Source organism: Megasphaera cerevisiae DSM 20462 (assembly GCF_001045675.1).
GTDB classification, from domain to species: domain Bacteria; phylum Bacillota; class Negativicutes; order Veillonellales; family Megasphaeraceae; genus Megasphaera; species Megasphaera cerevisiae.
Genome location: NZ_LEKT01000023.1, coordinates 1 through 19,003 on the forward strand (window position 1 = coordinate 1; position 19,003 = coordinate 19,003).

A 19,003-nucleotide genomic window follows, 5' to 3' on the forward strand; every position below is an offset into this window, starting at 1 on the left:
AATATCGGAACTACGGAATATGACAGACTCGGAGTTAAAGGAATTAGCCAAGCAAAAGAGGATCACCAAAAAGGGAAAATGTAGTCCTACGTCAGATGCTTATCAAGCCCAAAATATATTATGGATCAGGGCAGGTCGACCGTTTGACAGAAAAGAACAGCCAAATGATGATCCATGGGGATTAATTGACAGCGAATAGTAGGAGGTAGAAAAATGATATTTGGGATCATTGTTAATACCAAAATGCGAGATTGTTGTTTTGGGTGGACTTGTAGAGATAAGGCGTGTTTGTTATCTCTTGGTGTGGTGCAAATATTCTTGGCTGTTAAACACCATATTAATTTCCCAATTGATAAGGACGGTGAATAAAATGAAAAATTTAGAATTGACGGTATGCATCAAAGTTGATGATGAAACTGTGATTATAGACAAAAAGAAATTAGACGATAATATTTTGGGGAAAGACATCCAGGAGGCCGCTCAGCACATATTTGATGAGCATTGTTATTTTGAGTATAAAGTAACTGATTCCCAAGGGAAAGATGTTACCGATGTTGTCGAATGATAAATAGAATGCCAAAGCTTAATGAATTTCATTTTGTTGAAACGGAAAAGGGAGGAATTTACTATGGGAAGACCACGAAAAAATAATGACAGCGCATTAACACAGAAGGATATTGATAAGATTTTTACGCCAAGTGAAGTAAAAACAACGAAAGTCAGTCCAGCAGAATTGGAGGCAGTTGTTGCGGCTCAGGGATATAATCGGGCACCGCAAACAATATATCCAAAACTAGACGGCCTTACTTTTGACTACAATATTATTGCTCAACAGACAGATCCCATTTTGTCTTTAACCAATCGGACTGGTAAATACGCTACATTACAGATAAATAAAGCTGCATTTATGCTGCTACATGGCAAAGACCATGCGTTTGTTGGTATAGATTTTACACATCGTTGTTTCATTATTGCCCCTTGTTATGCCGGAGACACCAATTCGATCGAGTTAAAAGAGACCAGAAGCAAAAAATATACAATCCGCATCCGAAAGGACATCAAAATGAAGATGCTGGAAAGCGGATTTGTAAGAGCTGTTGCAGAAGTAAAATGCGGTAATTTACTGTTTAGATGGTAAGGCGGGTGGTCGTATGTATTACATGGGTTATGTGTTTTGTAATCGTAAAGACTGCCGTAAATACCGTATATGTGGAGTATCCGTAGCGGCAGCGGAGATGTGGAAAAAAGACAGCAAAAGGACGGCTGATGACTCACCGATCCAGAGCGAGCCGATTAATTGTGAAAGATATGAAAAGGGGGCGTGGATATGAAATTAGCGAGTAAAGCCAGAGAGGAATCACTAGATCACATGACACAAGGAGATAAAAATATGCTGGACGTAAGCATGGAAAATATACGTAAATCGATCGATACAGCCTGCCTAATGGGACTTAGGTATGCTGTGTTGGATAAGACAGGGATAGATGCAGTAGACGCTGAAATATGCGCCACAGTAGAAGAATCAGGATATAAGATAGCGTCTAATACAAGCAAGATTATTATTCAATGGTAAGGAGTAATTAATATGAAATGCCCGAAATGCGGAAAAGAATTAGAGGTAGTAGATGATATTGGAACCACAGCAACCAATGTTATCAGATTAAAATGTGACGAATGTAAAACAAGTATATTACTTATTGGGCCCATCAAATATTTACGTGATTTAATATTAGATGTAGGAGGACAAGATGATGCGTGATATAAAATTTAGAGCATGGGATAGAAATAAAAAAATGATGGAAAAGGTTGTCTGCATTGAAATGTTGAGCCCCTATGTATATACTAATGTCATTGTTGAATTTAAAGAGCACGGAAGGGTAATAAATGATAATCATCTTATAGGTGGGACGGATGGATGCGATACCGCAATTTTGATGCAGTATGTAGGATTAAAGGACAGTAACGGGAAGGAAATATACGAAGGGGACATAGTTAAATGCACGGGTGACGAGTGGCCAAATGGAATGAATGTCATATATGAAGTTATATATGGAGCAGATAACGATTACCCTGCATTTGACTTAATTGATGAGTACGGGAATAACATCTATATAGCTAACGGGATATTACATTTTAAAAGCAAAGGGACTATTGAGGTCGTCGGGAATCGGTATGAGAATCCTGAGCTACTGAAGGAGCATGAGGATGATAAATAATGGATGAATTGCCAAAAGATTGTGAGAATTGCCGACACTATGACAAACCTTTAAAATTCAGCCCATGCCCGATGTGTAATTGGCAGGCAGCGCCGCCCAGCGTCTGGGAGCCAAAGGATGAGGAGGATGCGGATGACGGCTAAAGAATATTTAAATCAATTGCGGACTATAGATTTAAGGCTGCGAACAATGGAAAGCGAATTAAAAAAGCTGCGCAGTGATATATGTAATTTGCGGGCTACGGATTACAGCAAGGATAAGATAAGTGGCGGTCAGCCCATGGATATATCAGATAAGGTCATTCGTGTCATCGATGAAAAAGACAAGATTACGGCAGAATGGAATGCCTTACTCCTATTACGGAACGAAGCCAGGGGATATATCAACACAATACAAGATTATAGGGTGCGCCATGTACTCATTGAGCGGTATATTGATTGCAGGGCATGGGATTACATACTGGATAGTATGAACATTAGAAATTCAGATGGAGAGTATATAGAGAAATATACTCTCCGGCAAATGTACAGATACCACTCTTTAGGATTAAAAGAAATTCAGGAGATATTAGATAAAAAACAGGGAAATGTCAGTAAATGTCATTGAATGTCAGTGGCTTGACATGGTATGATATAAAATATGAAATGATACACAAAGGACACCGGATATTTCCGATGTCCTTTTTTGCTACCCTAAATCAGGTGAAACCGATGATTCAATGTGATAATCATAAATGTAAATATAATCAGCGCGGGCACTGCGTCAATATGCATCTCACGGTTGAGCGGGAGCGGTGTGTCTGCTTTGAGCTGCGGCAATCACAGCGGCAGAAATATACGCATGAGACAGATATCAACCATGAGCCGGTAAAATATACAAAGCGGAATAGAATTTTGAAATAAATACACTTATTTTGTAAAAAGTGGGGAATTATAGCGCCATTTACAGGGTAAAAGGTACTTCTGGTGGGGGAGTGATCGCACAGGGGTCGGCTGCCCCGCGCGGGTTTTTTAGGTGTGATTTTTTTTTAACCCTTGTTTGTAGTTTTGGAGGAAAAGCATGCGGATAACAAAGAACTTAAATTCATTGACAACAACACAAACTGAAATGGCTAAAATCCTAGGTATTACGCAACAGCGCGTAAGTCAGTTGGTGAAAAATGAAACCCTAATCCGTGATGAAAATGGGAGCGTATTTGTCGTAAAAAGTTTACATAATTTCTACAAGTCACAAACTGAAAACACAGAAAATGCAGATGTTTCGTTTGCGAGAGAAAAAGCACTTCATGAAAAAGCGAATAGGGAGTTAGCCGAACTGGAACTGGCAGAAAAACGGGGTGATATGCACTGTACCGCAGACATTGAACTCACGGTGGGCGGGCTGATTACTGTTTTCAAGAAAAATGTACTGGCCATTCCTTCAAAAATGGCACCTATCTTAGTAGGCAAGACGGCAGAAGATATCAAAGAACTGCTGACACAAGAAGGGATACGGTGCCTTACAGAATTATCTCGATTTGATGCAAATAAATTAGGTGAAGTAAATGACGATGAGGAAGAGGAGCCCTGATATAGACAACAATATACCGGATAAGACAATCCAGCTATTGACGCGGTTGCTTAACATGGTTGCACCGCCACCGGATATGGCCGTATCAGAATGGGCAGAAACCTATCGGTACATTCCAGATGAATACGGCGCCCATCCGGGGAAGTGGAATTCGGATGCGGTCCCGTATCAAAAAGAACCGATGCGGGCGTTTACCCAAAAGGGCATTCATAAGGTAGTTATGATGTGTGCCGCCCAGTTGGGGAAATCGGAAATCATGTTTAATGTGATCGGCCGGTTTATTCATTTGGATCCCTGTCCTATGCTGCTGGTACAACCAACGCTGGGCGATGCTCAGGACTGGTCCAAAGAACGATTGTCGCCGACGATCAGCAAAACGCCTGTATTGGCTCGCCTGGTTCATGAACAAAAATCACGGAACAGTGATAACACTATTCTCAAGAAACTCTTTCCCGGCGGCTATTTGGCCCTGGTAGGATCCAATGCGCCGTCCGGATTGGCTAAACGGTCTATCCGGGTGCTGTTATTTGATGAAGTAGACCGGTTTGAAAAATCAGCCGGTTCTGAAGGAGATCCAGTTGATCTGGGAATTAAACGAACCTCTAACTTCTGGAATCATATCATTGGCCTGTTTTCTACACCGACAGACGTTACCAGTCGAATTTATCGGGAATATCAGTTAGGGACGCAGGAAGAATGGATGTATCAGTGCCCAAACTGCGGTGAATGGCACTGGATCAGTCTGGATCATATGGAATGGGAAGCGGATACCTTTGACGTTAACGGGGCGATATCCTATCAGGTCAAAGATGTGGTGTGGCGATGCCCGGACTGCGGGTTCGCGTTTTCAGAACAGGAGATGCGCAATGCACCGCAGCAGTATATCGCCAAGAATCCCCATGTGCAAGAAACCCGGTCCTTTCATGTCAATGCCTTTGCCAGCCCATGGTTGACCTGGAAACAGATCATTGCCGAATACCTGACGGCCAAAGAAGATGAAGAAACGCTGAAAACATTTGTCAACACCCGCCTGGCGGACATATATAATCCAGCCAGTAATGTGAAAGATGTGGATGCGTTGCTGGCCCGCAGAGAGCCGTATGATGCGGAAGTTCCGGAGGGAGTGTTGCTGCTGACGGCGGCTGTCGATACGCAGGATAACCGACTGGAATATGAAGTTGCCGGATGGGGGAAAGGAGAGGAACGATGGGGAATTCAGAAAGGAACGATTCTCGGTGTACCAGATCAAGACAGCACATGGGACCAGTTGGATGAAATACTGGATCATGTGTACTTTTTTAAAAATGGTATAGGGCAAAAAATATCCCGTACGTTTATCGATCATGGCGGCCATTACTCCGATGCCGTATATAAATATTGTCAGGCAAATGCTATTAAAGGACGATTTGCTATTCAAGGATCCCATTCCTGGGGTGTTCCCGTCGTAGAGCGATTGGTAAAGGCGAAAGGATATCCCGATTTAACGGTAATTCTGCTGGGAGTCAATGATGGTAAACAGTATATCTATCAACGATTGATAGATATCACGGAACCCGGGCCTAAATATATGCATTTCCCAGATCGGGAAGGATGTGGGTATGACCGGGTATATTATAAGGGGCTGCTGTCGGAACGACTGGTGACCAAAATGGAAAAGGGGAAGCTGGTTCAAAAATGGGTTAATATTGCAGCCGATCATCGTAATGAACCGCTGGATTTACAAGTATACAATTTCGCCTGTATGCGTAGTACGACTCGCGAATGGGATAAATGGGAACATGATTTAAAAGAATCTGTATACGTTGCAGAAAAACCATCACCGCCGACGTATGGCTGTTTTAAGAAAGGGGTGTCCGTATAAATGGCAGACGAAAGCATTCAGCAACAGCGCTTACAGCATTATGTAGATGCCGAACAAAAAGCACTGGAAAGCCAGGAGTGGCAAAAAAAAGATTTTAAAAATAGGCGTGCGAATCTTACAGATATTAGTGCCGGCATCAATCAATTATTGGCCGGGACGGGAAGCGGCAGCCGGGTCCGGGCGAAGCGGATTGTGCTAAGGGATGAGTAAATGAAAAGAAACAATCGTAAGATAAAAACAAAAAATAAAGCCCGTATGCCGACAAGTAGTCCTGCTATTCAGCGCCGTATTACCAATACCGGATATTCAGAGACGGGTGCCAGTCACCGGAAAGGCAGCCTGGCAGCATGGAATCCAATCCGCAGCAGTCCGCAATCAGATATTGACGTCAACCTGTCTACCTTGCGGGCGCGATCGGCTGAGTTATATATGGGAACGCCGGTGGCTACGGGTGCTATTCGCACGTCCCGCACCAATGTGATTGGTTCCGGACTGCGTGTGAGCCCACGGCCCAAATACGGCTTATTGGGAATATCCTCTGCAGAAGCGGCGACATGGGCCAAACGGACACAGGAAGAATTTGACCTATGGGCATCATCTAAACTGTGCGATATCTATCGCAAAAACAATTTCTATGATATGCAGGATATGGCCTATATTGATTATTTGGTAGATGGTGACGCCTTTGCTGTGCTTCGGTATCAACCGCCTCGACCCAATATGCCGTATCTGTTGCGCCTGCAGTTGATTGAAGGAACGCGCGTCTGCAACCCTGGAGTACAGGCTTTGATTGGAGCTGTCGTGCCCTGGACCGTGGTGGTTCAAAATCCAGATAATGGCAATCGCATTGTTAATGGCGTGGAAATTGACAGTGATGGCGGTGTGGTAGCCTATCATATCTGCAACCGCTATCCCTATGATCCTACGAATTTATCCCAGAATCCCGATTGGGCCCGGGTAGAGGCGTTCGGCGCAGCAACCGGGCTTCCTAACATCTTGCAGATCAGCCACGATGAACGGCCGGAACAATACCGGGGCGTCCCGTATTTGGCACCGGTGATCGAAGTGATTAAGCAGGTAAGCCGGTATAGCAATGCAGAATTGACGGCGGCCATTATTAAGGCCTTTTTTACGTTATTTTTTACTGAATCCATGCCCCATGCCGATGGCGTGGAGCCGGTGGAAGCGGTGGTCCAGCAATTAAATGGGATACCCCGGCAACCCTTGGACCCGAATTCGATGGAATTGGGACCGGGTACGATGAATACGCTGCCCATGGGATATGATGTCAAAACGGTCGATTCACAGCGCAGTTTATCAACGTTCGAACCCTTTACCAGGGAATTGATTAAGCAAATCGGGGCCGCCATTGGACAGCCATATGAAGTGTTAATCAAATCGTTCAATTCGTCGTATACAGCCAGCCGGGCAGCTCTGCTGCAGGCGTGGTCTGAATTTAAAATGCGAAGGGAATGGTTTGCCCGTGATTTCTGTCAGCCGACCTATGAGGCCTGGATGGCAGAAGCCGTATTCCTGGGCCGGATTGAGGCCCCAGGCTTTTTTGACGATCCGCTGCTGCACAAAGCATGGTGCAATACCGAATGGTATGGCCCGGTAATGGGCGTATTGGATCCAGTAAAAGAAGCGCAGGCCGCCAGTGCCCGGGTGTTGTACGGGTTTAGTACCCGGGAAAAAGAATCCATGGAAATGACTGGAACCAGCTGGGATGAAAACGTGGAACGGCTGTCCATTGAAAAGGCGAAGCTGGAACAGGAAGACCTGCCCGTATATCCCAGCGTACAGCAGGGAGAATCGGCTCAGAACAGCGATCCGGATGATGATGACGAAACAAAAACTAAGGGGGCTACGATATGAAAAAATTCTGGAATTTCCAGGAAAAAAACAAAGATGAACCCGTTGAATTACGGTTGGACGGAAATATTGTCGATGATGACGATACGTGGATCTATGAATGGTTAGGCATGGCGTGTGCGTCGCCCAATGCGTTCCGGACGCAGCTGGAAGGCTATGCCGGGCGGGATATATCCGTCTGGATTGATAGTTACGGCGGCAGCGTGTTTGCGGCGACAGGCCTCTATAACGCGCTGATGAAACATAAAAGTACAGGTGCGAAGGTTGTTACCAATATTGATGGAAAAGCCATGAGTGCGGCAACCGTGCCCTTTATGGCAGGAGATGAACGCAACATATCGCCAGGGGCCATTTTTATGGTACATAATCCGTTAATGGGAATTGACGCCGGCTATGCCAGCGATTTCAGAAAATATGCTGATGTGCTGGACACGGTAAAAGCAGGCATCTTAAATGCGTATCAGTTGGGGACGGGGCTGGATATGAAAACGTTATCCGATTTTATGGACAACGAAACCTATATGGACGCAAAAACAGCGGTAGAAAATCACTTTGCTACGGCTGTTTTATTTATGGGACAAGATCCCACACCAGAAACGGTGCTCAATTTTAGCCGTATGCCTATATACAATGCGGCCCGTACGTCGATGAAAGAGTTTTTTACTATTATGCAAAACCAAACAAGTCAGACACAGAAACAGGAGGATACCAACATGGAAGTCATTAAAAATGCGGAAGAGTTACAAGCCAAGTACCCGGAATTCGTACATACCCTGGTGCAGGATGCCGTTACCAACGAGCGGAAGCGAATTGCGGCATTACAGGCGATGGATGATCCAGAAAATGGGGCCATTCATACGATTGTACAAAATGCTGTCGCACAGGGGGGCACGGCAGAGAGTATTCAATTTGTGGTGGATACAATTCAAACGAATACGCCGAAAAAAGAAGAACCAGTACCGCCGGCGAATACGGGTGCGCAGATGATGGCGCAAATGATCAAAGACAACATAGCATCCGGCGCAGCAGGCGTAGCGGCGACCGGGGGTGCCCAGCAGACCGAGCAGAATGAAAACGCGCAGGCTATCCAGATGATGGCGGCAGTCATTAATCGAAAGAATGGGAGGGCTCAATAATGGCAGAATTAGTGAATGCAATCAACACGTTTACGTATGATAACTTGATCGGTAGTACTGAACCGGCCGCGATCCTGCACAACGAAACCATTGTAAGTGGCTCCGGGAAACTATCTCGCGGCAGTGTGCTAGGGAAAATCACGGCATCAGGTAAGCTTACTTTGGCAAACAGTACCAAGACAGATGGCAGTCAGACCGGAAATTGTATCTTAGCAGAAGACGTCGACGCTACCAGTGCCGACGTGGTAGCGCCGGTTTATGTAACAGGCACCTTCAACCGGGAAGCACTTACTTTTGGCGGTACCGATACCGCAGCTGCTCATGAAGATGCCTTGCGCAATCTCAACATCTATTTGACGTCTATTCAATAAGGAGAGTGACTTACGATGGCTTTAGACTTAAATAACACCTATTTGCTGCTGCAGGCATTGGAACAATCCTATCCGCCGCAGACCTTATTCCGGGATACCTTCTTTCCCAATACCGTGACCTTTCCTACTAAAAGCGTATTGATGGATTACCGCAAGGGATCGCGAGTATTGGCACCGTTTGTGTCGAACGGCTCCGGCAGTGTCAATGTAGACCGGAACGGCTTTCATACCAAAGAATACGAACCGCCCATGATGGCACCGTCCCGGTTGATTACGGTACAGCATATTGACAAACGGGGATTCGGGGAAGCAATGTTTTCCACACAGACACCCGAACAGCGGGCCTTGGCACTGCGGGCACAGGATATGGCAGAACTGCAGGACATGACGACCCGTACGATTGAATGGATGTGTGCCCAGCTCATGATTTATGGAGAATTTGAGGTCTCCGGGTATGCAGAAGATGGGAAAAACAAGATTCAGGATACCGTAACCTATGCTGATTGGACGCAGAAAGCCACCATGTCCGGCAATGATAAATGGGATACTGTAGACAGTAATGGAGCGTATACGGCAGATATTTACGATCAAATCAAGACCGTGGCGCAGACGGTTTCTCGCAATAGCGGCCGCGTACCGAACATTGCCCTTGGGAGTTGGAAAACGTGCCAGTATTTGCTGAAAAACAAAAGTATGCTGGATATTCTCATGATTCCCAGCCGGGATAATGTGGCATTGATGCAATTCCAGCCCAAAATCACCTCTCCGGGCGTGATTCGATACGGGTATTTGTCTGAATTAAACCTGGACATTTACGCCTATGACGGCGTGTATGATGACGGCTCCGGTACGCTGCAGCAATATCTGCCGGACGGCTATTTTATTGTGGCTAATTCCGGCCGGGGTTCGCAGCTCTTCGGATCTATCACCCAGTTAGAAGATGACGGCGAATTTCGTACGTACGAAGGCAAAACAGTGCCAAAAATCTGGAAGGATACAGGGGCTGACTCACTGAAAATCAGGGTGGCCAGTAAATGCGTACCGAAACCAGAATTTATTGACGATTGGTACACGATTAAAGCATTTTAAGGGAGGCATATACCGTGCAAATTTTAGTAGAACGATTTTGTGTCCGGCATAACGGCAAACAATACCAGGCAGGCGATATCATTCCGGACGTAGACGCTGCCGAAGCGAAGAAATTGGTCGCCGCCAGTCACGGAGAACTGCGGCTGTTGCAGCCTGCAGCAGAAACGCCGCGTGAAGAAACAGTTCAGGATGATCCGGACTCCATTGCAGATGATATAGGACTGCAGCTTCCTCCGGTGGAACCGGTGCGGGTTGCCAAACGGGGTACCCGAAAATGAGCCTGCAGGATGACATGGGAACCGAAATGGCCGAATTGCTGTTTAATGCGGACGAATTTGCAGAAGAAGCCGCCTATGTCTCCAAAGGAGTTGAGCAAACCATTTCTGTATTGGCTGATATCGGTACGGCGACAGGCACGAAAAGAAATCCCAAAGAGGTTGATAAAAGTTATGGGGAGGCTACCTTCACTATACGGGAAGCGGACGTACCCCAACCTCATGCCGGGGACTTCATCCTGTATCACGGTATCAAGTATACGTTTGTGGCGGTAGAAGCGTACATGAACGGCGTTTATGACGTTCGGTTTACGTCCGGATTGTCCGGCGTATCGGTGAGGAGGCTGCAGTAATGCAATTACAAATCACATACGAGGATATGGCGACGCCCTATTTGAAGCAGCTGGTTGCAAACAATCCCAAATGGATTGCCAGCGCGCTCAAGTCGGCGGCGTGGAAGTCCCAAAAGGTTATTAAATCGGGCATTCAGTCAGGGGCGCCGGGTGGACAAGCCTATGCCCCAATGATGCCGGACAAGATGCGCAGAGCCCTGGATATCGCCCTTGGGAATACGGGGAAAACTCGGTATCCCCCCATGGGGCGCCTGCAGCGAGCCGTGGGGTACGACAGCAGCCGTGCTAATCAAGGGAGCGTAACGGTTGGGTGGCTTAGCCATTCAGCCGTGTATCTTGGAAGCAAACAACAGGAAGGTTTTTCGACAGAGGTAACGGATAAGTTACGGCGGGCTTTTGCGGCGGCAGGTATTAAATTATCAGCTGATAAGAACCAGTTACACACGGCATCCCGTCCGACGTTCCCGCCTGTGCTGCCAGATGTTTCTGCCGTGGCGGCGCAAGCCATGCAGGATAAATTATTGTCTTACATTATGGGGAATACGCAGCGCTCTGCGGCAAGCAGTGGGCGTACGTATAAGGTATACAGGTAAACCAAATGGAAATGACACTATCGTTATATAAGATTGCCGATGCCTGGATGCAGGCTCTTCAGGGATCGACGGTTATTCAAAATTTTTGTCAGGAGAAATATGGCAAATCGCCCACGTTTTTAATGGGAACAACGCCGCGGCAGCTTCCGGACGAAGACAACTGCCCGTTTATTTTGATAATGCCGGGACATAAAGTAGAAGGAATCGACGAGGGGACGTTTTCGTATATATTGGGGATTGCGTGGGTTATATCCAATGATAAGGTCGCTGCCGATGGTAACATTGTCCCGTTCGATTCGTATCCCAATGCGTCTTTGACAGACATGCTGGGTATGCGGGAGTGTAATGCCTTCGGGCAGCTGATCTATGAAGAATTGCAAGCCTGTGCGGAATCCAAGGGCTGGCCTATATCGCATATAGATTTTGATATTTCACCCTCAGAAGCTATTTTCCCACAGTGGAACGGCGTATTGGTAGCGACGACGAATATCACGCCGTCTATGGGTGAAGAAATAACATATTAGGAGGTAACATATGGCAATGCAAGCAAAAGGCATTAAAACGATTACAAACCTGATGTTTGAATCGACCTATGGTGTACAGCCCTCAACAGGGACGACGTATCGCCATCCGATTAATAAAAATGCCTTAACAAGTAAACAAAATTTAATTGAATCCAACACGATTACGGGCCGCAGGGATGCTACGGCACCGGCTCTGGGACAAATTGATGTGTCCGGGCAAATTGAATCGCCACTGGACGTCCGTAATATTGGAAATGTGTTAAAAGCCGTATTTGGGGCACCCACAACGACGTCTCTTAGTGCAGCTGGAAAGATTGTATCGAGTTCTGCGGTCGGCACGGATATTGCAACATGGAAGGCGATCACCACGGGCTCTTTTTCGGTGTCGATCGATGGCACAGCAAAATCTGTTACCGGAATTACGTTTGCATCCGCAACTACCATGACTAATGTGGCATCGCTGATTCAGACGGCACTACGTGCGGCAGGGACGACGACTGGATTTACTGGCGCGACAGTAACGTTTGATGCAGGAACAAATAAATTTACGATAACATCTGGCACGACAGGGGCATCTTCGGCAGTGAGTGTCCTAACTGCGGCAGGATCCGGGGCAGATATTAGCGGGATGATGAATATGACCGCTGGCGTTATCACGGCAGGGGCGGCGTTGTATCAGCATGTATTTAAAGTCGGCGATACCGTACCGTCTATGACCATTGAAAAAGGTTTTACAGATATTGGCAAATATTTCCGGTATGTTGGGTCTAAAGTGAATAAGTTTTCTGTTACCGGTCAGGTAGGGAACAATGAACAGGCCTATACCATGGATATGATGGCCGCCAATGAAATCGAACAAACAGCGCCAATTACAGCGTCTCCGACGATACTGGAGATTCTACGGTTTAATAATATCGATGCCACCGTTAAGGAAGGCGGGAATATACTAGCTACCTGCCGAAAAATGCAGCTGGATGTAGATAATGGCTTAGAAGGAGATACGTACTGCCTGAACGGCGGCGCTACGCGGCCCAGTATTAACGAAGGTATTGCCAAAGTATCCGGGTCCGTCGAAGTATTATTCACGGACACGGCGTTACTGGATAAAGCAATTAATGGTACGGAAACGTCGTTGGAAATGGTATTTTCCAAAGGTCCGCATAGTTTGAGTTTTAAAATACCGGAAGTATTGCTGGAACGAGCGACACCTACCGTGGATGGGCCTAAAGGTGTGATGGCCACGTTAAGTTATAACGGCTACTATGCCAATAACAGTGATAATTCGGCAATCGTCGTTACCTTAATTAATGATGTTTCGTCGTATGCGGCGTAATGACAGGAGGAATGAGAGAACTATGGCAAATGAATTGACAAAAGAAGAAAAAGCGCAGGAAGTATATGCCAAGCAGCAGGAATATGTGGAAACGTTGATTGCGGACGGTACATTGCCCAAAATCCGTATGATTACCCGCAAACAGCGGAAGGCATTGGATAAAGCGAATTTGAATTATCTGAAGCTTCCGATCACAGATAAACGAAATCCCTTTGCGGTACAGGAAGATTGCTACGATTGGATTTTAGATACGGTGTATAAAGAGCACGATTTTTCCAATCTCCCTAATAATGTATGCCTTGTTTTTGCACGGATGACGTTTGCCTCTACCTATCAGGATGAGTTAGCTGAAAAAAACTAATTAAGGTTTGGCAGTGGGTGTCGGAATGGTCTGCCTATTGTGAAATGTGTCGGGACGAGCATCTGAACACAGATTGTAGTACCTGTGAAGCCCGACCGCCACAGTTGATGCCTGTGAATCGCCGGGTATATCACCTGTGGCTGCACTGCCAAACGCAATGGAATTGGAGCGGCGGGATGGAACCGCTGCTGACGGGATTAGACTATCCTGGCATATATCGGATAGCAGAGATGATGGATGTTGAAATTACGCCCAGCGACCTATATAAATTGCAGGCGTTGGAATGGGATACGATTCAGCGGACTCGTGAGAAAATGAAAAGGAAGTGAGCGTCATGGCAGCAAATGATGTGCAGATTAATATTATTGGAAAAGATCAGGCAACCGGCGCCTTTCAGTCCGTATTACAATCCGCTGAAAAAACGTCCCGGGGCGTCCAGGGATTAGGAACGGGTGTCGGTTCCTTAAATACTAGTTTTAGAGATGCGCAATCCAGTGCCTTGTCCTTTGATTCTGTATTGGCGAGTGCGGGCGGGTATGCGATGGCCATTGCTGGTGTACAGGGATTAGGAGAAGCTTTGCATGCCACCGTCGGTGAAGCCATTGACTTTTATACCACCATGCAAACAGGAAGCATTTCCTTAGCCGGTTCATTAATTTCTATGGGACAATTGAATGGACAGGATTTGACATGGAACCAGTCGTTACTGATGTCTAAAAAACTGATGTCTGATTTAAGTGATCAGGCGTTGGTAACCGGTGCGTCAACAAAAGAAATATCTGACGTGTTCCGCGGCATGATTCCCAACGCATTAAATGCGGGTATGACCTTAGACCAGACTTTAAAATTAGCCGGCACGCTTACCACCACAGGGAAGGCTATGGGGTTAAATGGCAATATTTTAATGCGGGACGTACAGGACTTAATCAGCGGAAAAAATGTGGAACGTACCAAATTGGGGGCGCTCTTAGGCATTACAGGTGAAGATATAGCACAGGCAAAGCAATCAGCCGGTGGCTTATTTGATTTTTTATCCAAGCGGTTACAAGGCGAAATGCAAGCCAATCAGAAGTATTTGGAATCATTCGAAGGACGCTGGAATCACCTGAAAGAATCCATTGCTCGTGTCGGAGGTGTGGGATTAGATACCACATTCAAAGCGGCAACAGATGAAATGGCGGCAATTGCCAATCAGTTTGTGAAGGTGAACAACGAAACCCATCAAGTAGAATTTGTGAATCCGGATATGATTGAAAAGGTTCAAGCTGCCGGTCAAGTTGTCATGAATTTTGGCGGTCAAGTGAAAGAATTTGCCAATGACATCAAGGGAATTGCAATCCCGGCCCTAACTGGATTGGGCGTAGGAATAGATTTCGTATCCCAGCATGCGGCAATAATGGGCGAAGTGCTGATCGGCACATGGGTGGCTCGTAAATTAAATACATACGTGGTAGATTACCAAAATGCGATTCATGGAGCGGCAGAAGCGCAAACATTCCTGGGGCGGGCGGTTATTGATACCCGGAACAAGGTAATGGAAGAAACGGCTGCTATGCAAGCGCAAAGAGCCGCCTATTTACAAAAAGCGCAAGAATCTATGGCGTCTATTGCGGTTGCATCTACCCCTGTGTATGGAAATACAAAAAATATTGCCAATGAAATTGCCCTGGAAGCGCAGCTAGGACGGCAAGTGACGAATACGGCAGCAGCAGAAGCCGGTAAAATGGTGGCTATTAATACCGCCCGCAATGCTTTTGAAGGGGCCAATGCTGCTCTTTTAGCTGGCGAACGTGAACTGGCTATCAAAATACTGGAATCCAATACAACGATGGAAGCTAGAGGTATTGCTGCTGGGACTATGTCGGCTCGGGCAACACAGGCAATCCAGCTTATTCAGATGGGTGAAACAGAACTAGCTCAAAAAATATTGGTAACCAATGCGGCGTTGGATTGGCAGGGAAATGCTGCGGTGTCTTCTGCGGCTAAAGTAACAGAAGGTGCTACTGCAGGGAAACTGGCGCAGGCCGAACTGGCGGCGGTGACCAATACTACGACGGGGGCTACCATTGGCGCCGGCATACAAGCGGAAACCATGGGCAATAAAATGGTGACTGCTGGGAATGTAGCGAAAACCGCAGTGGGGAAATTAGGGACAGCCATATTTGCCTTATCAGGCGGTTGGATTGGTGTTGCTATTGCAACAACTTTGGCGGCGGTAGAGCTGGATAAGTATATGAGTCGCCTAAAAGATTATAACAAAAATCATACTTTTCAAGGCATTGATGGTAAATATTATACGTACACGCAAGATGGACAAGTTGCACCAGCTATGGATCCTAACGGAAGTATATTTGGGGATGGGCACGGTAATGGATATGCAACCTGGAATCCGGGAGCTAGTGGCATGGGGGCCGCAGGTCCTACAGATATTCCCGGTGACGACGTAAAACAAAGCATTTTAGACCAAGAATTGGCGTATGAAGAGCAGAAACATCAGGAAGAAATACAGAAAGCGGCAGATGAACAAAAGCAGCAACAAGAAAAATGGCTGGAAATTCAAAAAAATTTAGCGAATGACCCGCAATATCAAAAAACGCAACAAGAGATAGAAGATATGATGCGGCAGGTTACAGGTAAATATGATGGCGAAGGCTCCGGTAAAAAAACGGCCGCGGAAAAAGCTGCCGAAAAGGCGGCGAAGGAAGCGGCGCATCAGGCACAGCAAATTGCGGAAGCCAATCACCAATACGCCGAAACGATCAAACAAAATGCACAAAAAATTCAGCAGGCCAATGAAAAAATAGCCGGTATTTTAGCGTCTGAAGATGAGAAGTTATTACAATACAACGGGACTCAGCTGGATATCGACTTAGCTAAGAACAAAAAAGACTGGATGGATCTGGCTAAACAGATACATGGTGCGGCGGTAAATCTCAAAACACTCAGCTTCTCCACGGCTTCGCATACGACAATGGGCGGCGGTCTGGGTGCACAGCTCTATTCCCTTGCGGCATCCAAGGACGGTATGCCTTATTTATTGGGTGGCGATGGTATTTCCGCAACGGATTGCGGGAAGTTGTTTGTTGATGGCGTAGCACAAGCGACAGGTGTGACCATTGGACGTACAGTAGACAACATCGAAGACTACGCTAAAAGTAATGGCGCATGGCATCCGGCAGGAGATGGGTATGTCCCGCAAGTCGGAGACGGTGTAGTAGTACTCGACGGGGGCCATATTGTCATGAGCAACGGCCGCGGCGGATATGTGGGCGCCAATAGCTCAACGGGGGTCGTGGAAAAGGACAGTGTAACCGATGATTTTGGACAACCTGTTGGCTATGTGTCGGTATCTCAACTGTTCCCAAACTATGACAACAGCAGTGCTCCGGTACAACCTTCTATTTCGCAGGATACGGCCATGTTGCAGGGACAAAGCCCGGAAGTACAGGCATTGGTACATGCGGCGCAGGAAACCAGTTCCGATATAGGACTTATTCTTGCCATTGCTATGAGGGAATCCGGTGGTGATACCTTAAGCGGCATTAATATGGCTCCTAACGGCGGCATGATGCAAGTTACCGAACAATCCGCAAGCGACTACGGAATTAATGATATATACCCACAATGGCGTGATGATATGGAACAGAACGCATTGGCAGGTATTTACATTTTAAGCCACAAAATAGCCGAACAGGGCGGCGATGTATGGGCTGGCGTAAAAGCCTACAACGGTTCCGGACCTGCAGCAGATGAATACGAATCACAAGTACAGGGAAATTACAATTCCTTGGGAGCCGATGATGCGATAAATTTAGCGCCAACGTCTTTTACCCGGTACGCACCTCCTGGTACACAGGAAGGGTTGGATAAAAATAATAGAATAAAAACATTGGCGGATCAAAAAGCATATCAGGATTGGGCGATCCGATACCGTAAGCAGCAAGAAGAAACCAGTGTTATGATGAATAATCTGGAACTGACGGATGCGCCAGACGGCCGAGAAGCGGCAATACAGACACAGGGACAGGCTGAAATCAATGCGAATAATGATAAATGGAAAGACTATTACAAGGCCAGTGGCGATGAGCAAGCGTCACGGGCCTATTTAAATGCGTTGAATCTAAAATCAGTAGATGAAACGAATACTAAACTCCGTGATAATCGCAGTGCAGAATATGATGAACAGAAACAACACCTTACTAGTTTGGGATATCTACAACGTTCTTACCAGCGGGATATAGATGAACAGCAGCAAGCGGCACTGCAGAATTTTATCAGTACGCAAAAACAGGAATTAGCCGAGATGCAGCTGACTACAGCAGAAAAAACAAAGCTGGAACAGTCGCTGTATGAAAATCAGAAGAGCCTGGACACATTAATGGCGAAAACCTCGTGGAGCGGTGGGCTGGCATCTTTACAACAGGAAATGCGGAGTTATTCGCAGGATATTGGTTCTGCTATGACGGAAGGCTGGAACAATATCACGGGTAGTATGGAAGGTGCGTTTTCTAATTTGCTGACGGAAAATAAATCCTTTGCCGAACGAATGAAAAATCTGTATATATCTATTGGCAATGAAATTCTGAATACAACCATGAAAATTATCATGCAGGGATTAATTATGAACTCTGTCATGAAGGCCATGGGAAGCGGTACCAGTTTTAATTTTGGCAGTGTATTATCTTCCATGGGAATTTCGGGAAATGTAGGCGGAACGTCCTTAGGATTAGATACCGAGTGGAGTTCGGGGCTATCAATGGTCGGAAGTTTTGCTTCCGGTGGTACCGTTCCCAGTGGCTATGCGCTGGTAGGCGAAAACGGTGCCGAATTAATTTACAACAAGACACCCGGGTATGTATACAACGCACGGGAAACGTCTGATATTCTAGGCAAAGTGGCAAATGGGCAGGACGCGGGATCATCCAGTGGGGCGCATTCTGTGAACATGACTTTGGTCAATAAATCTGGCCAAAATTTGCAGGTGTCAAACCCTTCCGTTTCATTCAATGGAACAAAACTGGTGGCTTCTGCTGTAATTGATATTGTTAAAAACAATCGGTATGGCGTACGTACCATGTTGAAAGGAATGGTGTAATTTGGCAGATACAATCACATTTCCCGATAGCCTTATGCAGCCGTCTTTTGGAACAACAGTTGATGTGGAGGACACCTCCATCGTCTCGAAAATGGAAGACGGCTCGGTCATTGGACGACGTAAATTTACTAAAAGCCGGAAAACATGGAAGTTGGTATGGAATGCCATGCCGACGGCACAATACAATACGCTGATGAATTTTTTGCAGAATACTGTATATTTTGCAGCGCTTACTTTTCAATTTACGTCTCCCTTAGATGAGGTAACGTATACCGTGCGGTATGCATCCAAGGAAGAATTTACCACGAAAGAAGTAAATCAAGTGAGCGGCAGTATTACCCTGACGGAGGTGTAA

At 46.2% G+C, this 19,003-nt stretch carries 24 protein-coding genes; all 24 read left to right on the plus strand.

The window, feature by feature from the left end; genetic code table 11:
* Window positions 1-199, plus strand: a 199-nt coding sequence (locus tag AB840_RS17800; RefSeq protein ID WP_048514320.1) for a hypothetical protein, incomplete at its 5' end; no start/stop codon positions are given.
* Between the two features lie 171 nt (window positions 200-370).
* A complete protein-coding gene (locus AB840_RS08030) occupies window positions 371-565 on the plus strand; it encodes a hypothetical protein (RefSeq protein ID WP_048514321.1) in 195 nt (64 codons plus the stop codon).
* Between the two features lie 63 nt (window positions 566-628).
* Complete coding sequence (locus AB840_RS08035) at window positions 629-1,138, plus strand: hypothetical protein (RefSeq protein WP_048514322.1); 510 nt, start codon at window positions 629-631, stop codon at window positions 1,136-1,138.
* A gap of 13 nt (window positions 1,139-1,151) precedes the next feature.
* Window positions 1,152-1,331, plus strand: a complete 180-nt coding sequence (locus tag AB840_RS17095) for a hypothetical protein (RefSeq protein ID WP_048514323.1) — start codon at window positions 1,152-1,154, stop codon at window positions 1,329-1,331.
* On the plus strand, window positions 1,328-1,573 hold the full coding sequence (locus tag AB840_RS08045; protein ID WP_048514324.1) for a hypothetical protein: 246 nt from the start codon (window positions 1,328-1,330) through the stop codon (window positions 1,571-1,573). Before AB840_RS17095 ends, AB840_RS08045 begins: the two co-directional genes overlap by 4 nt.
* Window positions 1,574-1,585: 12 nt before the next feature.
* Window positions 1,586-1,759, plus strand: a complete 174-nt coding sequence (locus tag AB840_RS17100) for a hypothetical protein (protein ID WP_160300564.1) — start codon at window positions 1,586-1,588, stop codon at window positions 1,757-1,759.
* Entirely contained in the window at window positions 1,749-2,216 is a 468-nt protein-coding gene (locus AB840_RS08050; RefSeq protein WP_082146006.1) for a YopX family protein, read from the plus strand. The genes AB840_RS17100 and AB840_RS08050 overlap by 11 nt, the downstream gene beginning before the upstream one ends.
* Before the next feature lie 132 nt (window positions 2,217-2,348).
* Entirely contained in the window at window positions 2,349-2,822 is a 474-nt protein-coding gene (locus AB840_RS08055) for a DUF1492 domain-containing protein (protein ID WP_048514326.1), read from the plus strand.
* A 453-nt stretch (window positions 2,823-3,275) separates the two neighbouring features.
* Window positions 3,276-3,785 carry a hypothetical protein gene (locus AB840_RS08065; protein WP_048514328.1) on the plus strand — a complete coding sequence of 170 codons (510 nt, stop codon included), beginning with the start codon at window positions 3,276-3,278 and terminating at the stop codon, window positions 3,783-3,785.
* Window positions 3,766-5,646, plus strand: coding sequence for a phage terminase large subunit family protein (locus AB840_RS08070; RefSeq protein WP_048514329.1), 1,881 nt, complete (start codon window positions 3,766-3,768; stop codon window positions 5,644-5,646). The genes AB840_RS08065 and AB840_RS08070 overlap by 20 nt, the downstream gene beginning before the upstream one ends.
* Window positions 5,647-5,856, plus strand: a complete 210-nt coding sequence (locus AB840_RS08075) for a hypothetical protein (RefSeq protein WP_048514330.1) — start codon at window positions 5,647-5,649, stop codon at window positions 5,854-5,856.
* Complete coding sequence (locus tag AB840_RS08080; protein WP_048514331.1) at window positions 5,857-7,521, plus strand: phage portal protein; 1,665 nt, start codon at window positions 5,857-5,859, stop codon at window positions 7,519-7,521.
* Complete coding sequence (locus tag AB840_RS15785) at window positions 7,518-8,654, plus strand: head maturation protease, ClpP-related (protein WP_053078150.1); 1,137 nt, start codon at window positions 7,518-7,520, stop codon at window positions 8,652-8,654. The genes AB840_RS08080 and AB840_RS15785 overlap by 4 nt, the downstream gene beginning before the upstream one ends.
* Window positions 8,654-9,025: a head decoration protein gene (locus tag AB840_RS08090; RefSeq protein ID WP_048514332.1), complete on the plus strand. Its 372-nt coding sequence runs from the start codon at window positions 8,654-8,656 to the stop codon at window positions 9,023-9,025. Before AB840_RS15785 ends, AB840_RS08090 begins: the two co-directional genes overlap by 1 nt.
* Window positions 9,026-9,040: 15 nt before the next feature.
* A complete protein-coding gene (locus tag AB840_RS08095) occupies window positions 9,041-10,114 on the plus strand; it encodes a major capsid protein (protein WP_048514333.1) in 1,074 nt (357 codons plus the stop codon).
* Between the two features lie 14 nt (window positions 10,115-10,128).
* Window positions 10,129-10,392: a hypothetical protein gene (locus AB840_RS08100; protein WP_048514334.1), complete on the plus strand. Its 264-nt coding sequence runs from the start codon at window positions 10,129-10,131 to the stop codon at window positions 10,390-10,392.
* Window positions 10,389-10,742 carry a head-tail joining protein gene (locus tag AB840_RS08105; RefSeq protein WP_048514335.1) on the plus strand — a complete coding sequence of 118 codons (354 nt, stop codon included), beginning with the start codon at window positions 10,389-10,391 and terminating at the stop codon, window positions 10,740-10,742. The genes AB840_RS08100 and AB840_RS08105 overlap by 4 nt, the downstream gene beginning before the upstream one ends.
* On the plus strand, window positions 10,742-11,335 hold the full coding sequence (locus AB840_RS08110) for a hypothetical protein (RefSeq protein WP_048514336.1): 594 nt from the start codon (window positions 10,742-10,744) through the stop codon (window positions 11,333-11,335). The genes AB840_RS08105 and AB840_RS08110 overlap by 1 nt, the downstream gene beginning before the upstream one ends.
* A 5-nt stretch (window positions 11,336-11,340) precedes the next feature.
* Window positions 11,341-11,859: a hypothetical protein gene (locus tag AB840_RS08115; protein WP_048514337.1), complete on the plus strand. Its 519-nt coding sequence runs from the start codon at window positions 11,341-11,343 to the stop codon at window positions 11,857-11,859.
* A gap of 10 nt (window positions 11,860-11,869) precedes the next feature.
* Window positions 11,870-13,192: a phage tail tube protein gene (locus tag AB840_RS17105; protein ID WP_053078151.1), complete on the plus strand. Its 1,323-nt coding sequence runs from the start codon at window positions 11,870-11,872 to the stop codon at window positions 13,190-13,192.
* Between the two features lie 22 nt (window positions 13,193-13,214).
* Window positions 13,215-13,553, plus strand: a complete 339-nt coding sequence (locus AB840_RS08125; protein WP_048514338.1) for a hypothetical protein — start codon at window positions 13,215-13,217, stop codon at window positions 13,551-13,553.
* Window positions 13,554-13,570: 17 nt separating this feature from the next.
* On the plus strand, window positions 13,571-13,882 hold the full coding sequence (locus AB840_RS16055) for a DUF1799 domain-containing protein (protein WP_078791708.1): 312 nt from the start codon (window positions 13,571-13,573) through the stop codon (window positions 13,880-13,882).
* A 5-nt stretch (window positions 13,883-13,887) separates the two neighbouring features.
* A complete protein-coding gene (locus tag AB840_RS08130; RefSeq protein ID WP_048514339.1) occupies window positions 13,888-18,648 on the plus strand; it encodes a transglycosylase SLT domain-containing protein in 4,761 nt (1,586 codons plus the stop codon).
* Between the two features lies 1 nt (window position 18,649).
* Window positions 18,650-19,003, plus strand: a complete 354-nt coding sequence (locus AB840_RS08135; RefSeq protein WP_048514340.1) for a hypothetical protein — start codon at window positions 18,650-18,652, stop codon at window positions 19,001-19,003.